We start from the raw sequence: 20,309 nt of genomic DNA on the forward strand, positions 1-20,309 counted from the left end.
TAAAATATGTTCCCGCACTCAACCCTAAAGCGTTTTTTTGAATGCAGGAACATATTCAAGTTGCTCTTAAACCCTCGTACATCAATGCTTCTCATCCCGATATATTACTACCACGCACTCCACGTGCACCGTATGCGGAAACATGTCCACGGGCTGCACTTCCACCGTCCTATACCCGCCATCCTCCAATATCCTTAAGTCCCGTGCCAGCGTGCTTGGATTGCAGGATACGTACACCACGCGCTCTGGCTTCATCTCCAGAATAGTATCGAGCAGGCGTGGATCGCAGCCCTTACGGGGTGGATCGACGACGATGACGTCGGCGGTGATGCCTTGCTCTTTCCATGCGGGAATGACGTCCTCGGACGCACCGACTTCGAATTTCACGTTACGCATGTTGTTCAGCAGCGCATTACTCCGTGCATCGTCGATGGCTTCTTTGACGATCTCTACTCCGTACACCTGATCCGCATGCTGGGCGAGGAACAAAGAGATCGTGCCAATACCGCAATACGCGTCAATCACCGTTTCCTTGCCCGTGAGTCCGGCATATTCGACGGTTTTGCTATACAGCACTTCCGTTTGAACGGGATTCACCTGATAAAAGGATCTCGCGGAAATTGCAAACTGGACGTTTCCAATATAGTCGTAGATCACGTCACGGCCCCATAGCACACGAGTTTCGTCGCCAAAAATAACGTTCGTTCGCTTGGTATTCACGTTTTGGCAAATACTTGCCACGTGTGGGATATGCTCACGGATACTACCAATCCAGGCATCGGCGTGCGGGATATCTCGTCCATTCGTGACGAGGACCAGCATCATTTCACCTGTACGAAAAGCGGTCTTCACGACGACATGGCGCAGCAATCCGCGTCCGGTTTCCTCATTATATGCACTGATGCCCAGTATTCGGCCAATCTCTTTGACACGTGCGACAACCTCGTCGTTGCGCTCATCCTGAATGAGACAGGTGTTCATATCCACGATGCGATGGCTGCCACGTGCGTAGAAGCCGCCGACAAGCCCGCCCTCGGTGACGCCAATCGGCACCTGGGCTTTGTTACGATACCGCCAAGGCTCGCTCATTCCGAGCGTAGGATGTACCACTACGCCTTGCTCACGCGCCAAATTTACGGACATGCTATCGGCATTCGGGTCCATACTTATTACCGAGGACGAGGCTGAGGCTGTATCGGCCTCTACACCCGTAGCCAATACCTGTGCTGCCTGGTTACCGGATTCGGTAGTTGCGTTTGCATTCGCACCCGACTCCGTTCCTGAACTGGCGCTATCCGTCACGCTCAGCTTGCCGATGCGCTCCAGTACGTCCACGACATGCTGACGCTTCCAGCCCAGCTGCGCTTCGTAGCTCATATGCTGAAGCTGGCAACCGCCACACTGATCGTAGATGGCGCAAGGCGCTGCAATCCGGTCAGGACTGGCCTGCACGATCTCCAGCAGCTTGGCATAGCCATACTGCTTTTTCGTTTTCAGCACCTTGACTCGTACCTTTTCCCCCGGCAATGCGCCTGGAACAAAGAGCGTAAAACCCTCGACACGCCCTACCCCCTCGCCATCATGATTCATGCCGATAATGTCGATTACGGTCTCATCGTTTTTTTGCACAGGCAGATCAGCATGCTCTGCACTGGAACGGTTACGACTGGATGTGTGTCGCCCCTGTCCATCACCGGAAGAACGACGAGTCCCTCGTTCTTTTTCTATCCTATTCCGATCCGCATCCTTTATATTTCCATCAAAATTTCCATTTCCATTTTCATTTCCATTTCCGATTCCAATTCGAAGCTGTCCCTTTCCAGCTCCACCTCGAGACTGTCCTTGCTCTCTCTCCCTTTTCGGCTGCACAGTCTTTTTCTGCGGCTTTCCTTGAACAGCAGCCACTGCTGCATTCCGGCGGCTTTTTCCACGTCCGCTGCGGTTACTCGTCATGATTCATATCACTTCTTTCTGATCATCTTTTTTATACCTATATTTTCCTTTAAAACATACAATGCAAACAGCCTACAAGCAATATAAACGTCAACCCTAAAATGCCGTTACTCCCCACGGAGAACGGCAAGAACCCATAACCAATAGGTCGAAACAACATAACAACCTCTGCAGTGTATGCTTGTCTCGCTATCATTGGAAACGTCAATCTTTTCTAAAAAAATATTGCTTCACCGGAAACATCCTCATTTGGAAATAAAAAAATTTCCACATCATTCCTTAATGCAGGATTTCGCAAAATTCGATCCCAGCCGCGCCAAGGTACAATATATAGACGAATAAAATCATTTCGTTCTATCTATCGCTGATTCCTATCACAGGATTTTGCAAAATCCTTACCGAAATACATTCAAATGATGCGGCAAATTTCGGAAAGTTGCGGGCAAAGTCCCCCCCAGTTCGCCATCCAGATTAAGCTGGACATAGCCGGGCGAGGTTACTTCCATGTAATCCGTTTTAAAATGAATGATCTTCTTGTCCTGCAAATGTTCACCACGCAGCGCAAGTGTCACCAACCGGATCATTTCCGCAAGATTACATTTACGGACAGCGATGACGTCGAGCAGCCCATCATCTATTGTCGCCCCGGGAGCAAGCTTTTCAAACCCGCCCACTGAATTCGTATTTGCAATCAGGAAGAGCATGAACTCGTCGTGTATCACTTCCTGACCCGATGCTTTAATAATCAGCTCTTGCGGAGCCAGGCTGACCATTTTCTCCATGCCTTTAAAATAGTAGGCCAACTGGCCAATCATCGTTTTTAGCTTGCTGGGAACTTCATACGTAAGCTCGGTTAAAGTCCCTCCACCCGCAATGTTGATAAAGTAGCGGTCATTGGCTTTTCCAATATCCAGCGGCTTCGAATTTTGGCGAATAACCAGGTCACAATAATCTTCCCATTGCCTGGGGATGCCCAGAGCTCTGGCAAAATCATTTGTCGTCCCTAGAGGGAACACACCCAGGGGCGGGCGGTTTTCCCTTTCAGCCATCCCGTTAATGACCTCATACAAGGTGCCATCGCCACCTGCGGCGATAATCATATCATACCCACGCTCAATGGCCTCTGTTGTAGCACGAGTCGCGTCCCCTTCACCCGTAGTTGCATGGCAAGAGGCTTCTATACCACCTTCATCCAAGCGCTGCAAAACATCCGCAAGACGACGTTTCATTTCCTCACGCCCAGAAGTCGGATTATAAATTAATCTAGCTCTTTTCATTCCGTTACGCCACCCGTATATTTAATGATATTTATATTCACATACCCGTTCATCACATTCAGTCTATACAAAATATCATCATACTGGAAAAAGACCTCTTTTACAATAAAAGAAGCCATCTATAACCTAATTATGGAAATAAAAGGACGAAGCAACGCTGTAGCTGGACCCATCTCCCTGAACCAAACTACCTAAACTCAACTACCTGAGCCAAACTATCAATGGCTTGATCTTGTCCGCATGTCTTGCATTAGTTCGCAAATCTGCTTGTCCATCCAGGTGGTGAGTAAAGGATGCGGCAATAAGGGAGCCCCTGAATAACGGTACTCAAGCCCCTCTAACCGCTTGGGAATAACGCGGCTTGTAAAATAACCGGAGCTCAAAAAAAGCGGCGCCACCATAACATCATGACCCCGCTCCTGATTCCAGTACACTACCTTGTCGTGCACACTTTCGGGATTTAGCAAAGCATAGTCTGTTCGTATACCACTCACGATTTGCACTGTACGGGCCAACGAAGAAATTCCCTGCTCCCAGCGCTGAAGAAAGCCGTTATGTACACTACCGTGTCCAACGAGTAAAATGACCTCTTTTGCAGGATCTACAGACAATGGGCGAACCTTGTCCCATACCATGTGTGCAACATCTTCTCCGTCATCCAACGGGCTGCCGAAATGCACTCGCGCCTTCCTCCGAAAAGGCTTCAAATCCGTTTCTTTGTCCGGCGCATCCTTGACTCCCAGCGCATAGCTAATCTCATCTACATGTGTACTGCCTGATGACATAAACAAAGGGATCACCAGTAAATCCGTTACATCCAAGGCTTCCAGATGGTCAATACCATCCTGAATCAATCTTCCTTTAACCGTTTCCAAAAATGAAACCTCTACCGGTATATCCTTCGGTATATGAAGCTTTGCAACTGCCTGATCCACCTGTTCCACCCAATACGGCTCCTTGGAGCCATGGCTGATTACCAGTATCCCAGGGCTCCGCATTAGCGTCCCAGACGTTCCAGCGTCATTTTGTACCCGTCATTACCATAGTTCAGACACCGTTTAACACGTGAAATCGTGGCTGTACTCGCACCGGTCTCCGCTTCAATCTGGTTATACGTGCTGCCTTTGCCCAGCATACGGGCAACCTCCAGACGTTGGGAGAGGGATTGAATTTCATTTATCGTGCAAAGATCATCGAAAAATACGTAGCATTCTTCCAAATTTTTAAGAGTTAAGATCGCCTCAAACAATTGATCAATACTTTTATCATTAAGCTTTTTGAGCTGCATGGATTATCATCTCCCAAGGTTACAATCTCTCCTCATTGTACCTGAGAAATAGTAGGTTTTTCAAGCATTAACGATTTCACGCATTACAGAACAACATTACATGTCATGGCATCATACCGTACGAATGCCCAAATCCGCTTTTATACCTGATTACGGGACACGCGCCTAAACCCACCTGTGCGTTTGTAACATACAGTAGAGTATCAACCTGCAAAGGAATGTGATCTCATGCCTGGACACTACTATCATCGGAGGCCGCTACAGCGATCCCTTTCCGATCCGTATAGTTCAACTCCTTATCCCGGACTCGATCCGTACAGTGAGGTTCCGCAAGCCGATTCCTCCGCGCTGGTGCCTTATGAAGCGCCAGCGAGTATTACGGATTCCGCTGTCGTTACACCAGACCCTGCTCCAGCCAAAGGGGGACTGCTCGGCAGTCTCGGCAGTCTTGGCAGTCTCGGCAATATCAAGAATCTCAATGAAATTAAAGGTTTTATCGACCGTATGGGCGGCATTGACGGAATTGTAGCTACGCTTGGCAAGGTACAAAAGGTCATGAGCAGCGTACAGCAATTTGCTCCAATGGCGAAGCTCATAATGGGTGCGCTCCCCGTATTCGGCAAATCCGGCAGCAAAAATTCTGCGCCTGTTTCCGAGGAATTGGATGAATTCAAGCCACCTTCACGCCGCCGCCGAAAAAAAACACAACGCAAAAATAGCACTACTCCACGCAGACGCCCGGTCAAGCGTAAACGTCGTTAGTCCATTTTATTTGAACCAGCCTCGACGCATAAACCAGACTACCATTGCGACACTGAGCAGGAACATGAAGAATAGGATGCCAAAATAGCCGTATTTCCAGGTTAACTCGGGCATATACGAAAAATTCATACCGTAAATGCCGACAATCAGCGTCAACGGCATAAACACCGTCGTAATTACGGTCAACGTCTTCATAATCGAATTCATGCGATTGGAATTGAGCGAAATATAACTGTCTCTCAGGTCGGCTGTCATTTCACGGTCGGCCTCCAGCATGTCCGTCAGCTTCAACAGATGATCATAAATATCCGTAAAATAGACCATATGCTCCCCTTTGCCCTGCACATGCTGCGAATTCAGGACCCGGTACATCAGATCACGCATCGGTACAATAGTACGGCGCAGCTTGAGTAGTCTGGCCCGCAGGGCAAATACCTGCTTCATCAGTTCCTCCACGGATTCGTGCCTGCCCAGCCCCTCCAGCTCGGCCAATTCATCCTCAATCATGAACAGACTCGGGAAATAGTTATCCACCAGCTTGTCCATCACCGTGTAGGCCGCAGCCAGCGGCCCGCGCGACCATATTTTACGTTCGTTCGCATGCTGGACAATCCGTTCCCAGGCCTGATCGATCTCATCCAATTCATGATGGTGATAGGTCACCAAATAACGGCTGCTAATGAACAAGTCCACTTCTTTCGCATCCAGTGTATCTACATCAAGCGCGTGCACGACCAGAAACTGTACATCCTCGTAATAATCCAATTTAGGTCGTTGCAGGACATGCATACAATCCTCCACAGCCAACGGATGAAAATGAAAATAACTTGTCAGCAGCTCCGATTCACGATCTGTAGGCTCGATAAAATCCACCCATATCCATATGTAATCCTCCATGTCTATTTGCTCCAATGGCTGTCCCACCGTCACCTGATGATCATGACCTATAGCCAATGTACGTATCACCGTACGTCCCCCTCGTCTATACTACCTGTCTTTTAATACTGTTTATATTGTATATAAGCCATTCCGGATTATACAAATTCCAAGCGCTATATGCCACACGCTAAATAAGAAAAGGATATCTCCGGGTCAACAAGCCTTCCCAAGATATCCTTTATCCTCGTGATGAAAAGAAAAATCACTCACGTTCACTAAAGATGCACACGAAAAGCCACTAAGCGGTCGGATGCTTACCTCGCTATTTCCCCCGGCGCAGCAAGCAAAGCGATGCGCCCTTTGCTTTTCCTCTGCTCCCGCTCATTCAAAAGTGAGGCAGGCTTTTGCGAAGAAAGGAGGGATCAGCGAGTCGTAGCGCAGCGGTACATTTGAATCTGTAGAAGCGACAGCGATCGTAAGATCAAATGGACCGCGGAGCGTCTCACAACGAGCACCCCCGCCCACATTCACAAACCCTGCCTCACTTTCGCTCCACTTACAACACTTTCTCTAAAAAACTAATCGTCCGCTCATTTTTCGGATTACCAAATACCTCTTGTGGTGTTCCTTCTTCCACGATGTAGCCACCGTCCATAAACACAACACGGTCGCTTACTTCGCGAGCAAAGCCCATCTCATGCGTCACGATCATCATCGTCATGCCTTCACGGGCCAGATCTTTCATTACACCGAGCACTTCGCCCACCATTTCCGGATCGAGCGCCGAGGTAGGCTCGTCAAACAGCATAATGTCCGGGTTCATCGCCAACGCACGCGCAATCGCTACACGCTGCTTCTGACCGCCGGAAAGCTGGCCTGGCAGTGCATCAGCCTTATCAGCCAAGCCTACACGGTCCAGCAGCTTCATCGCCGTTTCCCGGGCCTCTGCCTTCGTTTGTTTGCCCAGCTCTGTCGGTGCGAACATAATGTTCTTGAGCACCGTCATATGCGGAAACAGATTGAAATGTTGAAACACCATACCTATATTTTCACGGACTTTGTTAATGTCCACGTTTTTATCTCCCAGATTGTAGTCGTCGACGATGACCTCACCAGCGGTAATTTCCTCAAGCATATTCATACAACGCAAAAACGTACTTTTCCCCGAACCCGAAGGGCCGATGACGCATACAACCTCGCCTTCACGCACTTGCATGTCAATGCCTCTCAGCACTTGGTTACTGCCATAACTTTTTTTCAAATCCTTGACGATAATTTTACCCACGACGAACTCTCCCTTCAAGACGGTTGGAAATTTTGGTCAGGACTGTAATGACGATAAGGTACATTATCGCAACGACCAGCCAAATATCAAAGGATTGGAACGTCCGCGCGATAATAATCTTACCGGATTGGGTCAATTCGACCAGACCGATAACAGACAAGATGGACGTATCCTTCAACGTAATAACCAACTGATTGATAAACGACGGGATCATGATTTTTACAGCCTGCGGCAAAATGATTTTGAGCATGGCCGTCCGGTACGGCAAACCAAGCGAACGGGCCGCTTCCATTTGTCCCGGGTCAATGGACTGGATGCCTCCGCGGATAATTTCCGTCACATACGCCCCCGCGTTTAGAGACAACGTCAATACAGCCGCAACAAAAAGCGGCATTTTGAAATCCAGTGCCTGTGGAATACCAAAGTAAATAAAGAAAGCAAGTACGATCAGTGGAATACCGCGGAATACATCTACGAACACTGTTGCAATGCCACGGAGCACCTTGTTATGGCTTACCTTCATAAAGCCAAACACCAGCCCCAGCAAAAAGGCGATAAGCAGCGATACCAGGGTATACAGCAGCGTATTTCCCATCCCTTTAATCAACGCAGGCAGCGAAGCGGAAATCAGTTCCCAGCGGCTGCGCTCAACAGGTGCCGTGCCTTTACCGGATTCGCCCAGGTATTTGGACATGATCTTGTCATACTCACCGCTGTTGCGAAGATTAACAAGCCCGGCATTGAATTTTTCCAACAGCTCCTGATTATTGCCTTTGTTGACCGCAAAACCGTAAGAACCGCCCTTTTCCTTATCCGTCACCAGCTTAAGGCCATTATTTTGCGTCACACCGTATGCCAATACCGGAAAATCATCAAAGCAGGCAACTGAATTCCCTGTTTTGACTTCATCGTACATTTGGGAAGAATCATCGAATGGTACCATCGTAAAGCCGTATTTGTCCTTAATGGATTCCGCGAAGGTGTAGCCTTCCGTTCCTGTTTTGACAGCTACACGCTGGCCCTTCAAGTCCTCATAGCGTTTAATCGTATCATTATCCTTACGAACCGCCATGACAACCCCTGAATTAAAATACGGTTCGGAAAAATCAAATTTCTGCTTCCGTTCATCGGTGATACTCATCCCGGCAATGACGCCATCCACTTGATTGGTCTCAAGCGCCTGCACTGCCGCGTTAAAGCCAAGAGGCTTGATGGTATATTCAAAATTCTGATCCTTGGCAATAGCTGCCAGCAAATCCATGTCGATTCCGACAAACTTGCCATCTACATCTTCAAACTCAAAAGGCGCGAACGTCGTATCCGTGCCGATATCATATTTTGTCTTGTTTTCTGCATGTGCCACTGCACCGAAATTACCGGCCAGGGCAACCACAAAAAACAAACAAATCATGAGAGCTATTAGTTTTCTAGATTTTTGCATAATTTCCTCCAGTCAGTCGAACGGTTCAAAGTTTTCTGTTTATTCTACAGGAGTTATCAAAAATTGACTACTTTGATGTCAGCTTTTTTTGAAAAAATATTTCATGGAACTATCTGGATGTATAAACTTCGAAGATGCAATTTGGGTCACAGAATGCCAATAAGCCCCTGCCGCAAAAAGCGGACGGAAGCTTATTGTGTACCCTATAGTGTATGTTTTCTTTCGTGAAATAATAATGAAAAACTAGAAAAGAATTTTGAAAATCAATCCAGCCAGCAGTGCAGAAATAGGGATCGTAATCACCCAGGTTATTACAATACGACCAGCCAGTGACCAGCGTACAGCACTAAAACGCTTCGCAGAGCCAACACCCAAAATAGCCGAAGTAATGGCATGAGTGGTGCTTACAGGCAAATGAAGCAATGTGGCAGTGAAAATAACGGAGGCCCCCGAAACGTCGGCTGCGAATCCGTTAATTGGATCTATTTTGAAAATTTTAGTCCCCATTGTCTTGATAATCTTCCAGCCCCCTATGGACGTTCCCAGTGCCATGGCTGTTGCGGCTGAAATTTTCACCCACATCGGTACTTCCAAATGATCCTGATACCCTGCCGAGACGAGTGCAAATGTGATAATCCCCATCGCCTTCTGAGCATCATTTGTACCATGTGTGAACGATTGGATAGCTGCCGTAATGACCTGCATTGTACGAAAGCCTTTGTTCACCGTATGTGGACTGCGATAAGCGAAGATGTATTTCAAAATCATCATCACGATGTAACCGATAACGAAAGCAATCAGCGGGGAGAAAATCAGTCCCTCAACAATCCCAATGAAGCCGCTCCAATTTAACTTATCCGGTCCTGCACCTACATACACCGCTCCAGCCAAAGCACCAATCAATGCATGGGAAGAGGATGAAGGAATACCGAACCACCAGGTTAGAAGATTCCAGATAATTGCAGCAATCAGTGTTGCAATGACGACATCAATGCCATTTGTAAGCTTGGTAGGGTCAGCAACACTCCCACCAATCGTCTTGGCAACCCCTGTAAACATGATAGCCCCGAGAAAATTCATGATTGCAGCCATAATAATTGCGCGTCGCGGCGTCAATGCACGGGTCGAAACCGAAGTTGCAATCGCGTTCGCCGTATCATGAAATCCGTTAATAAAATCGAATGCCAGAGCAAGAAAAATAACAATACCCAGTACCAGTAAACTTGTATCCATGTAAAAGGACTCCCTTACGAGTTACGCATAATGATGGATTCCAGCATATTTGCAACATCCTCGCATGAATCCGTTGTCGTTTCAAGGCGTTCGTACAGTTCTTTACGTTTGATCAGCTCAATAGGATCGGTTACAGTTGCAAACAGGTTTTTGATGCAAATACGCAACAATTCATCCCCCTGATTTTCCAAATCATTCAGGCGAATGGTGTACTCACGAATAGCCAGCAATTTCTTTTGCGAAAGCAAATGTACAGCCTTCTGAATCTCATAGGCTGATTGACGCAAAATATCAGCGAACTGCACAATATACTCGTCCGGCTCCGTAATGTTGTACATATAAAAACGTGAGGCTGTTGCTTCCAGACCGTCCAGCACATCATCCATGGTTGTTGTCAGTTCCATGATATCGTCGCGTTCCAGCGGCGTGATAAAGGTCTTGTTCAGCTCAGTAATAATCGTGTGTGTGTAATCATCACACTTATTTTCATACTTCTTCATCTCATTGGTAAACAAAGTCACATCTTGAAGGTTTGAAGTATGTTGGGCAAAATAATCCGCTGCTTGCACGATCGTATCTGCCATATTTTCCAACGTCTCGAAGAATATATCCTTTTTCTTCAATCTCATAACGATTACCCCTTTACGAAAATATCCGCAACCTGTTTCGACTGCAATAGACAACCTTTGCTATCTTATCACACTCATCAATGTTTTTGTAATGTTTGCAAAAGCAAATTTCAGGATATTCGTATACAGTACCCGACACAGAAGTTCATTATCCGACATTTTTTCCTTTAAAAGGTGTGTTCCGCATTCATTTTTCGTTTATAGTCACATGCTCATTTAGAGAAGTATCTGCAGGGACCACATGTATATAGGATGTACCTGGCGTCAACGGAATTTCAACTCCATTTTTCATAAAACGAACCGCATCACCGGGCGTATGCTGCCATTGTGCATGTATGACTCGCCCTTGTTGAAACACCATGGCCTCTCCACTGCCATTCAGCGCAACACTCAATCTGCCTACATCATCCAGCGTTCGATGGCTGGCGCTCATCACAATAACATTGGCCGCAGAAAGCTGTTGATTATTATTTTGATCCATATGTGACTTTTCGTTCACAAATCGCCTATATTGCTGATCCGACGGATCGTAAGTGTAGGATACCCGATAACTTTTGAGCAAAAAGCGGATTTGCAAAGATGCTGCACTCTCGTCTGTCATGACCGGGGCTTCACCGGATTTAAGGTAAGGATATACCGGAACCTCTGCCTGCTTGACATACCCTTTATGATCAATTCCTTTGCGCAGTCTGCTTACATCTGTGTACAGATTATGGGGAGGACGACGATCTTTGCTTCGCCAAAAGTAAGCACCCCCATTTGAAATCTCATCTAAATGTTCCTTCTTCTGCTGCTGTAAAATCGCATAGGCATCTGTGCTTCCACCTGCATGTATCGGCAACGCACCATAGGTTTCGCCCAGCTCAATTAGATACGGTCGGATGCTGCGGACCGGACCGATCTTCACATCTCCGCTATAGCTTTGAAAAAAAGCGATCAAACGGGTAATTCCGCCTTCTGCAAGAACTTCATATACCATATCTGCCTGGCTAAGACCTGCCTGTGGACGTGCAGCCGGAGCATTGTTAATCATAATCGCGAGCGGTCGCTCCAAAACCGGCTGCTCCACCGGAAGACCGGTAAGCGGAGCTGTAAATGCCGGAATGGACTGCTCCTTGGTCGGTTCAGCCTCTAGCTCAGTTTTTTGCTCGATCGATTGGGGAGCGGGTTCCGATTCACCCGTTTTGGACAAAGCAGAACAAGACATCAGCGTCATGCACAACAGAGCTGAGGCCATCACACGCAACCATTGAGTTCGTTGGGAAATGGACCTGGACAAGTTTATCCCTCCACTTTAGATATTTTTCTCATTATAAGCTTTATTTCCTGTTTTTGTCTTGATCGAAGGTATATGTCCCGATAGAATACTTATCTGAAGACATTAAAATTTAAAAAATATTCAGACTTTGTGATTTTTATCACAAATAAGTGTAACTGAACCTAATACAATAAAGGTGTAGCAGAGATGATCATCCTAACCTAATGAAATACAAAACATTTTGATATAAGAAAGAGGAGTGGTTTAAATGTTTAACAACTGGTTGCGTGAAAACAAAGTAGCGATGTGGCTGCTGACTGTAGTACGGGTTTATCTCGGGTATGAATGGATGAGCCATGGACTTGAAAAGCTGACTGGCGGATTTGATGCCGGTGGTTTCATCTCGGGAGCCATTGCTAAAACGGGTGGAGATCATCCCGCTGTACAAGGCTGGTGGGGATCGTTCCTTGAAGCCTTCGCCCTGCCAAATGTCGGTTTGTTCAACGTCCTGATCCCACTGGGTGAGTTCTTGGTCGGGGTTGGCCTGCTGCTTGGTACACTGACTACACTGGCTGCTTTGATGGCCATGGTCATGAACTTCTCGTTCCTGTTCTCGGGTACAGTAAGCACTAATGCAATCTACCTGCTGTTTGAAATCTTCCTTGTGGTCGCCGGTGCAAATGCTGGACGGATTGGCTTTGACCGTTGGGTACTGCCCTTCCTGCGTGGATTGTTCGGTAAAAATAAAGACACCTTTCCAACCGATCCTGCTCGAAAAACAGCTTAACTAACCCACAAACAACCGTTACCCTCTGGGCTAATGGTTGTTTTTTTATGCAGCTATGCTGCTCCCTACTTGTTCATCACAGAAGGAGTCTCCCATCTCATACTGACGTGGGAACTCCTTTTTTTGTCGGATTCAACTTTTCGTCAAATGTTTACAAGTTGGATACAACATGGAATGCTCACGATACATTTCCCCTATACACTACAGATACACCAAAGAAAACACGAAGAAATATGGAGGGTTATATGATGAAAAAAATGACCAAAGCCTATCTCATGCTCGCGGCAGTAACTTTCACTGTACAGACTATGGGAATGGGATATCAGGCAACAGCCGCAGCAGCAAAAACTGCTACAGCATCTCAGACAGTAAGCGCACAACAAATTTCCAAGACCTTTGAGCAACTGCTAAGCCAGCCCGGCAAGCTGCCTCAGGCATTTATGTATTTGCAAAAACACATTCAATCTGTTCCTGCAGCTCAGGCAAGTATGATGGCACTCCATCTGGAAAATGCGCAGAATAAGCAATTGGATGCATACTCACGTACGTTATACCCAACGTCTGTTCAAAATAAGATTAGCAGCATATACAAGCCTGGCGATACGTTCACCAATCTGATTAGCCGTACAAAAGACGCAAGCCTGAAAAAATTACTAGTCCAAACCAGAGATGCCGGATTCAAGCTTGAAACTGCGGAAGGTATGTTTTACCCGGTCATAAACTATGAAAAATATACAGTATTCAGCAAGTACACCACGGCAGATATTCGCAGCTACATTCACATCATGGCGATTGAATCGGGACAGGCAGCTACCAAGGATGCAGCGCTCCGCATCGGCTATCAACAGTTAGCGGGACGAGTCCTGACACAGGAAGCGTTTTTAAACCAATATCCACATTCCAACCGTACACTGGCTGTAAAAAAATTGCATGATCTGTACTATTTCTATACCTTCTACGGCACGAACAATACGCCACTATTCGATTATGAAACCAAGAAGATTCAACCTAATGCCAAAAAAGGATATCAACTCGTCATTCAACGCAACCTGGATTCGAAAAGTGCCTACATTCAGAAGCTGAAAACCTTTGTGACCCTGCTGGATCAAAACGGAGATAAGCAAACGACACAAGTATCTGACTGGCTGAAAAAGAACGTATCTTCCAATTAATCGAGAAAGCGGAATATACAAAAGAACTTCCATCTCCCACACCATGTGGATTTGGAAGTTCTTTTTACATTTATTGATCACTTTCCTGACCAAAAGCCCAGCAATTAAGGCTTAACGAGCCAAGGACATAGCTCTGAAAAAGCTTGCGTGCCGAGCGCTGATCATCCGCAGCACCCATCACATAAAACAAAGGTGAAAAATGCTCCATCCCATAAGAAGGAACCGCCTGCTTGGCATAAGGAGCCTTCTTATCATATTGGAATAGATGACGCAAATTCCAGTCTTGAAGCTGCTGTCCAATCCAGTCATCATATTGAACCGCCCACTCGGCCGGCTCATTCGTTTCCTTGAGTGTACGCAGATTGTGTACCAATCCGCCGCTGCCGATTATCAAAATGCCTTGTTCTCGCAGCGGTGCCAGCATCCGTCCAATCTCATACTGCTCCTGCGGAGCACGCCGAGAATCAATGGAAAGCGGGACGACAGGGATGTCTGCATCAGGATATATATGCCGCAAAACTACCCATGCTCCATGATCCAGTCCCCGATTTCGAACTGGCTGGTGAAACAGGTTATGCTGACTGAACAGATGCTTTATCTCCTCACACAGCTTCGGATCGCCTGGTGCAGGGTAATCAAGTGTGTACATTTGCTCAGGGAAGCCATAGAAATCGTGCAACGCTGCATGCTGATCATCCGCACCGATACATTGATCAGGACTATCCCAATGCGCGGAAAAAATGACTATTCCTTGGGGTCGGGGCAGGCTCGCGCCCAGCTCTGCAAGAAAGCTAGTATATGCGTTATTTTCTACAGCCAGTGTCGGTGAACCGTGCGCAACAAAAATCGAGGGTAATGTCATCGCTGCCAACCTCCACACGCCAGTATAGTGTTACTCTTCCATTTTACTCCGGCGGAGGCGCAATTTCCAATGCAATCCGTTAGACCTGAAATCAGATCATCCAGTGCTGCCAATCCCGTTGAATATTTTCCTGCTCATCCAACCATTCCAGCGTCCGGTCAATCAACTGTTGCCGCTCTTTACCTGAAGAGAAGGTGTGATCTCCCTGGAAAATAATCTCTTTATCGCAGCGTCCCTCTGGACGCATCCAGAATACCTTCTGGAACAAAAAGGCGTAATCCACAGGAATAATATCATCCGAGGTTCCGTGAATAACGAGCACATCCCCGTTAAATTTGACAGCCTCCTGAAACGGCTGGAACTGGGCTAATGACTCAAAATAAGCAGGTGTGAACTTATAGTCCAAATAGTCGGCCTGACCATTTTTAACAGACTCATCGTACACGCTTCGTTCCGTAATTTTGACGATGTCGTTGAACGGATAGCCGACAGCTGACCAAAGGACCAGGTTTTGTACTCTCTTGTCCCGTACAGCTGTGAGAAGGGCGACTGCGCCCCCCAGACTGTGACCGATTAGCGTTACCTTGGTCGGGTCGATGTCCGCGCAATTCACAGCGTAATCCAGCACGGTACGTGTCTGGTTAATCATCGACTCCAGTCCTTGCTTGCCATAATCGCCTGTGCTTTCCCCACAACCGGCAAAATCAAAGCGCAGGACAAAATATCCCCCTGCTGCAAGCTCACGTGCAGTCTTTACAAATAACCGATCTACCCCGATCCGATTGCCTACAAATCCGTGGCATATCACGACGAGCGGCACCCGTCCCTGACGGTCTCCTTCACCCGGATTGCTCGGATAATGAATCGTAGCAGCCAGCTCCTCATTTTCAAAGCGAATTCCAATTTGCCGTTCCATCATAATTCTCCCCCTGAATAATTTAAACGTATATTGTAACACGGATACTCAGCAAAATACCCATTCACTTTAATTCCGATAAGTTTAATAAGTTTTATAGTAAAGTCAGTCTATCATCGCCCTGCTTCCTTGTCAACCTGTCATCCATACCGATAAAAATGTAAACAAATGGCGTTCCCCATACGATGTTGGAGAACGCCATACTACATGCTAATTAGGGTGAATCCCCCACATTAGAGTAGAAGGTTCCTATTCGTAACTGTTCCTGAACATCTGGTGGGTTTCCGCTCGTCCCTCCCACTCCAGTTTATAAGAGTCTCCGCTATTATGATCCTCATGCCATAAGCTGCGGTAGCCCTCCTCACCCAGTTCCCCTGCAAATTCTGTATCCTGAGCCACTTCAGTATCGTCCAGTATACGGTATGTTGGAGATGCTCCCTGAATGCTCCGGTGACTCACGTTAGCAAGCGGGGGTCCCCCGCTGTTCCCGTTCGGAGCGCCTGCCAGTCGTTTTTGGACTGAATAATCTGCCTGATTCTCCAGCTTCATGATGCTACATCCTCTCAACGTTTATATTCAGGTTGCTCCATGTGCTCACCCTTTATCCAGTTTGAGGAGAATGCAGCGCTAATATACATTCTGCCGATAAAGCCTTTTGCCATCTGGCGCGTACTCACGTATACTGTTTTTGTTGCAAAATACCGGTTCCATCAGCGGGATACGCTCGCGAAACAGGAGGAAGAAATGAGTAAAGTAAAATATTATACGCTTATTGCATGGATAGCCTTGTCCATGTTTTTTTTGACACAGGCGATGATCGGAGGGTTTATCACATTTACAGGCGGAGATATCACCCCCTTTGAGAAAATTAACCTGTCGACCCTCATCATTATCGCCGCAGGAGCGATTCTACTGGTTGAAGCACTGATGAATTTTATGGACCGCCCTGGAGAAGACGAGGAGACGCAACAGCCAGACCATGCACCAGTGAAGCCCCAGTTGAATTTCAAATCCATCTTGATGTATATTGTGCTGGTTGTCGTGATTCTCGTCTCCGGATTGGCACTGCGCAGTATACTGCCTGTATTCAGGATTTCACCTTGGGTAAATCTGATTCTCGCAGCCGTCGGCTTCATCGGACTCAAACCACTTTTTTTGCGTAAAAAGCGTTCTTAATCCACCAATCCTTGTTGTACTGAAGCTGCCTCATCAGCCAAAAAAATCCGTATTCCCGCCTGCAAGAAGATGCATGTGGAAATACGGATTGATGTATTCTAAAGCTTATTTGGAAAACAGTTGCTCTGCATTATCCAGGGCGATTTTGTGCCCCATCGAGGAATAGTCCAGCCAAGGCTGTCCGTCCAGCATGTAGACATGACCCTGCTTAACCGCCTTGAGTCCTTGCCATACTGCGTTTCCTTCCAGTTGCTTGTATACCTTTTGCGCATCAGCGCCTTTACTGATAATGACAAGGATGGCGTCAGCATCATAATCAGGCAAAACTTCCTGGGATACGACCTGGTAGGCCTTGTTGATTTTTTCTACACCCTTGGCTGGCTTCAAGCCCAAGTCCTGATACAACAGCGGTCCTACCGGACGCTTCATGCCCATGACACGAACTTCCTTCGCCGTCACACGTACAGCCATAACCGTTCCATCTCCGATTTTGGAGTGGATCAGCTTTTTAACCCGTTCCTTCTGTGCCTCATAATCTTTCAGAAAAGCGTCGGCCTCTGCCTCACGGTTAACCATGACGGCGATTTTTTTCAGTTGGTCCTTCCAAGTGCCTTCATCCAGATCAAAAACCTCGGTTGGCGCAATTTTTTCAAACTTGGCTACATCGTTGCCTGAATATTTTTTGTCGAGAAAAATATGATCAGGCTGAAGCTCCAGTACCGCTTCCATATCCGGGTCCGTAACAACACCCAGCTTGCGGGTATTTTGGAGACGATCTTTTACATGGGGCAGAAAATCCTTCACATCTCCACCTACAACCGAACCGGCCGGAGTAATGCCCAGTGCCAGCAGGTTGTTCGTCAAATGGATAGACATCGAAGCAATCCGCGAATCGGCGTTAATTGTTGTCTTACCGCTGTCGGCTGCTTTGCTGTCTGTAGCTTTGGATTCTGCAGCTTTGTTATTTGCTGCTTGTCCACAAGCGGACAGCATAATCATGCACAAAACAAGAATCATTGCTGCCCATGAACGCTTAACATCTGAACCCTTTAATCCATATTTTTTCATCATCATTCTCTCCTATGCCATAGAAGCCCCATATATATCATCCATATATAAAGCGTCTGCTTGGTTGGTATTTCAGCAATTTGCAACCTTCAATTTCATATGTATTCCTTCTGTCATTTGGTTCGGGACAGCAGGAACAAAAAATACGGAGCTCCTACCACCGCGACCACCACCCCTGCGGGAATCGCATTCGGCTGAAACACCGAACGTCCAATCGTGTCGGATATGACCAGTATGACAATCCCGACAAAACAGGCCACGGGCAGCAAATGCTGGTACATCGGTCCGACCAGACGGCGAGCCAGATGGGGTGCGATCAGTCCGATAAAGCCGATGCCTCCAGCCATAGACACGCTGGCACTGGATAGGGCTACGGCTGCGCCCAGCAGCAGCAGGCGCTGACGCTTCACATTCGTGCCAATTCCGGCTGCTGTCTCGTCGCCCAGCGACAGGTTGTTCAGACTGCGTGTCTGTGACAGGACGTAGGGCAACACAATGATGATCCACGGCAGCAAAGCCGCTGCATGCACCCAGTCCCGGCCCCATACACTGCCAGCCAGCCAGCGTGCTGTGAAGGCGTACGTATCCTCATCCAGCCGCAACGACCAATACAGCGTTATTGCGCTGAGTCCCGAGGCTACACCGATGCCGGACAAAATCAGACGCACAGGCACGATTCCTCTGCTGCGGTTATACGACAACAGAACAATCAGCACCGCCGCGACGAGCCCTCCTGCAAAGGTGAACAAGGGGATAAGCACAGCTGCCGAGCCCTCCAGATCACGAAAAAAGCTGACGAACATCACCAGTCCCAACGCAGCCCCTGCGTGAAGTCCCAGCACCCCGGGATCAGCGAGCGCGTTGCGTGACAAGCCTTGCATGATTGCTCCGGCTGCACCCAATCCCGCGCCAGCCAGCACGGTTACGATGATACGCGGCAGACGATATTCAAACAGAACCATATGATCACGTCCACTGCCACCGCCAAACAGCGTATCCAGCACACGCAGCGGTGGAATGCGGATCGTTCCGGTGTTCAGACCCAACACAATAACAACAAAGCTGATCCCCGCCAATACCAAACAGACGAGCCAAGCCTTTGTTTTTCTTGCATCTCCCGTTCCTATAGAGCGACTCACTACAAATCCCTCCTTTCCTTACGGGCGAGAAAGAGGAAAAAGGGTACTCCGATAAAAGACACCATAATTCCAATAGCCAGTTCCTCCGGCGGATTTGCCATTCTCGCCCCCAAATCAGCCAGCACTAGCAGCACAGCTCCCAATAGCGCAGACAACGGAACAATCTGGCGATAATCCACACCAATCAGCTTGCGAGCGATATGCGGAATAACCAGCCCTACGAAGCTGATGGCCCCGGCGGCCGACACAGATATCCCAGCCAGCACCACCACCGTAAGCAGGCCAAGCAGTCGGATACGCTTGAGATTTAATCCCAGGTTCAACGCCACCTCATCGCCCATTGAAATCAGCGAAATAGAGCGCGCCAGCCCCATCGACCAAGCAATTACAATCAGCAAAATCGGCGCAAGGATCTCAAGCTGCGACCATTTGATTCCGGCAACGCCGCCCGCATACCAAAAGGCCAAATCCTGACTCAAATCAAAATAAATCGCAATCCCCGAAGTCATAGAGCCGAGCAGGGCAGCCGTCACAGCCCCAGACACCGTCAGTCTCATTGGCGTTAATCCCCCCGGCGCGGAGGCTCCAAGGCCGAATACCAGCAAGGTGCTCATCAGCGCACCGAGGAACGACAATACGATTAACGTGCCATAAGGCAGATTGGGGAAAAAGGCAAAGCTCACAGCGACTACAAACATCGCTCCTGCGTTAATGCCCAGCACACCTGTATCTCCCAGCGGATTGCGTGTAATGCCCTGAATCAGGGAGCCTGCCACCGCCAGCGCGGCTCCAATAACGGCTGCACCAAGTACACGCGGCAATCTCAGCTCATGAATGATCTGATGTGTCATTAGCGAATGGTCATAGTGGAATACTGCCGCCCACACTGTGCTTATAGTCAAGTCCTTGGCTCCAAGAGAAATAGCGGCAAACATGGACAAAGCCAGCAACACAGCAGAAGCTATGAACAACGACGCCTGCCGAATCATGCCTGCCCGGAGCAGCGGGCGGGCTACGGTGGCTGCATCGGAAACCGCCTCCTCCGTCGGAGCTGCTCGTCCGTCCGTCCTGCCTTTTAACCGCATTCGTGAGGTCACTCCCTCCATACCCGAAAATCACCATAAATATAAAATCGATAATGATAATTATTATCAACTTGATTCATAATAGCATGTTTTTGTGAC

General features: G+C 47.8%; 20 protein-coding genes. 4 read left to right on the forward strand and 16 right to left on the reverse strand.

From position 1 onward, the window contains the following. Positions 1-81: 81 nt before the first annotated feature. From rlmD to BAZ21_RS23825, 4 genes are all read right to left on the reverse strand, one after another. Entirely contained in the window at positions 82-1,953 is a 1,872-nt protein-coding gene (gene rlmD, locus BAZ21_RS23810) for a 23S rRNA (uracil(1939)-C(5))-methyltransferase RlmD (RefSeq protein WP_068505387.1), read from the reverse strand. Positions 1,954-2,348: 395 nt separating this feature from the next. Further along, positions 2,349-3,230 carry a diacylglycerol kinase gene (locus BAZ21_RS23815; RefSeq protein ID WP_068505388.1) on the reverse strand — a complete coding sequence of 294 codons (882 nt, stop codon included), beginning with the start codon at positions 3,228-3,230 and terminating at the stop codon, positions 2,349-2,351. 218 nt (positions 3,231-3,448) lie between these two features. Further along, positions 3,449-4,228, reverse strand: a complete 780-nt coding sequence (locus BAZ21_RS23820; RefSeq protein ID WP_084011887.1) for a sirohydrochlorin chelatase — start codon at positions 4,226-4,228, stop codon at positions 3,449-3,451. Continuing rightward, the gene (locus BAZ21_RS23825) at positions 4,228-4,518 is read right to left on the reverse strand and encodes a YerC/YecD family TrpR-related protein (RefSeq protein WP_007428885.1); all 291 of its coding nucleotides are present in this window, start codon (positions 4,516-4,518) and stop codon (positions 4,228-4,230) included. Before BAZ21_RS23825 ends, BAZ21_RS23820 begins: the two co-directional genes overlap by 1 nt. Positions 4,519-4,746: 228 nt before the next feature. Between BAZ21_RS23825 and BAZ21_RS23830 the strand changes: the two genes are divergently transcribed. Then, on the forward strand, positions 4,747-5,280 hold the full coding sequence (locus tag BAZ21_RS23830; protein WP_068505389.1) for a tyrosine protein kinase: 534 nt from the start codon (positions 4,747-4,749) through the stop codon (positions 5,278-5,280). A gap of 6 nt (positions 5,281-5,286) precedes the next feature. Here the strand turns inward: BAZ21_RS23830 and corA are convergent, their stop codons facing one another. From corA to BAZ21_RS23860, 6 genes are all read right to left on the reverse strand, one after another. Beyond that, positions 5,287-6,246, reverse strand: coding sequence for a magnesium/cobalt transporter CorA (gene corA, locus BAZ21_RS23835; protein WP_068505390.1), 960 nt, complete (start codon positions 6,244-6,246; stop codon positions 5,287-5,289). 469 nt (positions 6,247-6,715) lie between these two features. After that, positions 6,716-7,444 carry an amino acid ABC transporter ATP-binding protein gene (locus tag BAZ21_RS23840; protein ID WP_068505391.1) on the reverse strand — a complete coding sequence of 243 codons (729 nt, stop codon included), beginning with the start codon at positions 7,442-7,444 and terminating at the stop codon, positions 6,716-6,718. Further along, a complete protein-coding gene (locus BAZ21_RS23845; RefSeq protein ID WP_068505392.1) occupies positions 7,437-8,885 on the reverse strand; it encodes an amino acid ABC transporter substrate-binding protein/permease in 1,449 nt (482 codons plus the stop codon). The genes BAZ21_RS23840 and BAZ21_RS23845 overlap by 8 nt, the downstream gene beginning before the upstream one ends. A 243-nt stretch (positions 8,886-9,128) precedes the next feature. Next, positions 9,129-10,118: an inorganic phosphate transporter gene (locus tag BAZ21_RS23850; protein ID WP_068505393.1), complete on the reverse strand. Its 990-nt coding sequence runs from the start codon at positions 10,116-10,118 to the stop codon at positions 9,129-9,131. A 14-nt stretch (positions 10,119-10,132) separates the two neighbouring features. After that, positions 10,133-10,747 carry a DUF47 domain-containing protein gene (locus BAZ21_RS23855; protein WP_007428879.1) on the reverse strand — a complete coding sequence of 205 codons (615 nt, stop codon included), beginning with the start codon at positions 10,745-10,747 and terminating at the stop codon, positions 10,133-10,135. A 187-nt stretch (positions 10,748-10,934) separates the two neighbouring features. Beyond that, positions 10,935-12,026: a DUF3048 domain-containing protein gene (locus BAZ21_RS23860; RefSeq protein ID WP_068505394.1), complete on the reverse strand. Its 1,092-nt coding sequence runs from the start codon at positions 12,024-12,026 to the stop codon at positions 10,935-10,937. Between the two features lie 247 nt (positions 12,027-12,273). On the opposite strand from BAZ21_RS23860, the gene BAZ21_RS23865 reads away from it, so the two are divergent. After that, the gene (locus BAZ21_RS23865) at positions 12,274-12,792 is read left to right on the forward strand and encodes a DoxX family membrane protein (RefSeq protein ID WP_068505395.1); all 519 of its coding nucleotides are present in this window, start codon (positions 12,274-12,276) and stop codon (positions 12,790-12,792) included. 248 nt (positions 12,793-13,040) lie between these two features. Continuing rightward, entirely contained in the window at positions 13,041-13,964 is a 924-nt protein-coding gene (locus tag BAZ21_RS29185; RefSeq protein WP_068505396.1) for a hypothetical protein, read from the forward strand. A gap of 70 nt (positions 13,965-14,034) precedes the next feature. On the opposite strand, the gene BAZ21_RS23875 is transcribed toward BAZ21_RS29185, so the two are convergent. From BAZ21_RS23875 to BAZ21_RS23885, 3 genes are all read right to left on the reverse strand, one after another. After that, positions 14,035-14,826, reverse strand: a complete 792-nt coding sequence (locus tag BAZ21_RS23875) for a dioxygenase family protein (RefSeq protein WP_068505397.1) — start codon at positions 14,824-14,826, stop codon at positions 14,035-14,037. A gap of 91 nt (positions 14,827-14,917) precedes the next feature. Next, entirely contained in the window at positions 14,918-15,742 is an 825-nt protein-coding gene (locus BAZ21_RS23880) for an alpha/beta hydrolase (RefSeq protein ID WP_068505433.1), read from the reverse strand. Between the two features lie 249 nt (positions 15,743-15,991). Then, the gene (locus BAZ21_RS23885; protein ID WP_068505398.1) at positions 15,992-16,291 is read right to left on the reverse strand and encodes a hypothetical protein; all 300 of its coding nucleotides are present in this window, start codon (positions 16,289-16,291) and stop codon (positions 15,992-15,994) included. Between the two features lie 195 nt (positions 16,292-16,486). Here BAZ21_RS23885 and BAZ21_RS23890 point away from each other — a divergent pair, with 195 nt between their 5' ends. After that, positions 16,487-16,918 carry a hypothetical protein gene (locus tag BAZ21_RS23890; RefSeq protein WP_068505434.1) on the forward strand — a complete coding sequence of 144 codons (432 nt, stop codon included), beginning with the start codon at positions 16,487-16,489 and terminating at the stop codon, positions 16,916-16,918. A gap of 105 nt (positions 16,919-17,023) precedes the next feature. On the opposite strand, the gene BAZ21_RS23895 is transcribed toward BAZ21_RS23890, so the two are convergent. From BAZ21_RS23895 to BAZ21_RS23905, 3 genes are all read right to left on the reverse strand, one after another. Next, on the reverse strand, positions 17,024-17,986 hold the full coding sequence (locus BAZ21_RS23895; RefSeq protein ID WP_068505399.1) for an ABC transporter substrate-binding protein: 963 nt from the start codon (positions 17,984-17,986) through the stop codon (positions 17,024-17,026). A 113-nt stretch (positions 17,987-18,099) separates the two neighbouring features. Continuing rightward, entirely contained in the window at positions 18,100-19,125 is a 1,026-nt protein-coding gene (locus BAZ21_RS23900) for a FecCD family ABC transporter permease (protein WP_068505400.1), read from the reverse strand. After that, positions 19,125-20,114, reverse strand: coding sequence for a FecCD family ABC transporter permease (locus BAZ21_RS23905; protein ID WP_176718209.1), 990 nt, complete (start codon positions 20,112-20,114; stop codon positions 19,125-19,127). Before BAZ21_RS23905 ends, BAZ21_RS23900 begins: the two co-directional genes overlap by 1 nt. Positions 20,115-20,309: the final 195 nt, after the last annotated feature.

It is taken from the genome of Paenibacillus kribbensis, assembly GCF_001705305.1.
GTDB classification, from domain to species: domain Bacteria; phylum Bacillota; class Bacilli; order Paenibacillales; family Paenibacillaceae; genus Paenibacillus; species Paenibacillus kribbensis_B.

Bases quoted from the DNA above. Each gene is read 5' to 3' on its own strand.
- BAZ21_RS23850 (WP_068505393.1), bottom strand. From the start codon at position 10,118: ATGGATACAAGTTTACTGGTACTGGGTATTGTTATTTTTCTTGCTCTG.
- BAZ21_RS23855 (WP_007428879.1), bottom strand. From the start codon at position 10,747: ATGAGATTGAAGAAAAAGGATATATTCTTCGAGACGTTGGAAAATATG.
- BAZ21_RS23885 (WP_068505398.1), bottom strand. From the start codon at position 16,291: ATGAAGCTGGAGAATCAGGCAGATTATTCAGTCCAAAAACGACTGGCA.
- BAZ21_RS23865 (WP_068505395.1), top strand. From the start codon at position 12,274: ATGTTTAACAACTGGTTGCGTGAAAACAAAGTAGCGATGTGGCTGCTG.
- BAZ21_RS23880 (WP_068505433.1), bottom strand. From the start codon at position 15,742: ATGGAACGGCAAATTGGAATTCGCTTTGAAAATGAGGAGCTGGCTGCT.
- BAZ21_RS23890 (WP_068505434.1), top strand. From the start codon at position 16,487: ATGAGTAAAGTAAAATATTATACGCTTATTGCATGGATAGCCTTGTCC.
- BAZ21_RS23830 (WP_068505389.1), top strand. From the start codon at position 4,747: ATGCCTGGACACTACTATCATCGGAGGCCGCTACAGCGATCCCTTTCC.
- BAZ21_RS23875 (WP_068505397.1), bottom strand. From the start codon at position 14,826: ATGACATTACCCTCGATTTTTGTTGCGCACGGTTCACCGACACTGGCT.
- BAZ21_RS23820 (WP_084011887.1), bottom strand. From the start codon at position 4,228: ATGCGGAGCCCTGGGATACTGGTAATCAGCCATGGCTCCAAGGAGCCG.
- BAZ21_RS23815 (WP_068505388.1), bottom strand. From the start codon at position 3,230: ATGAAAAGAGCTAGATTAATTTATAATCCGACTTCTGGGCGTGAGGAA.
- BAZ21_RS23845 (WP_068505392.1), bottom strand. From the start codon at position 8,885: ATGCAAAAATCTAGAAAACTAATAGCTCTCATGATTTGTTTGTTTTTT.
- BAZ21_RS23825 (WP_007428885.1), bottom strand. From the start codon at position 4,518: ATGCAGCTCAAAAAGCTTAATGATAAAAGTATTGATCAATTGTTTGAG.
- BAZ21_RS29185 (WP_068505396.1), top strand. From the start codon at position 13,041: ATGAAAAAAATGACCAAAGCCTATCTCATGCTCGCGGCAGTAACTTTC.
- rlmD (WP_068505387.1), bottom strand. From the start codon at position 1,953: ATGACGAGTAACCGCAGCGGACGTGGAAAAAGCCGCCGGAATGCAGCA.
- BAZ21_RS23895 (WP_068505399.1), bottom strand. From the start codon at position 17,986: ATGAAAAAATATGGATTAAAGGGTTCAGATGTTAAGCGTTCATGGGCA.
- BAZ21_RS23905 (WP_176718209.1), bottom strand. From the start codon at position 20,114: ATGATTCGGCAGGCGTCGTTGTTCATAGCTTCTGCTGTGTTGCTGGCT.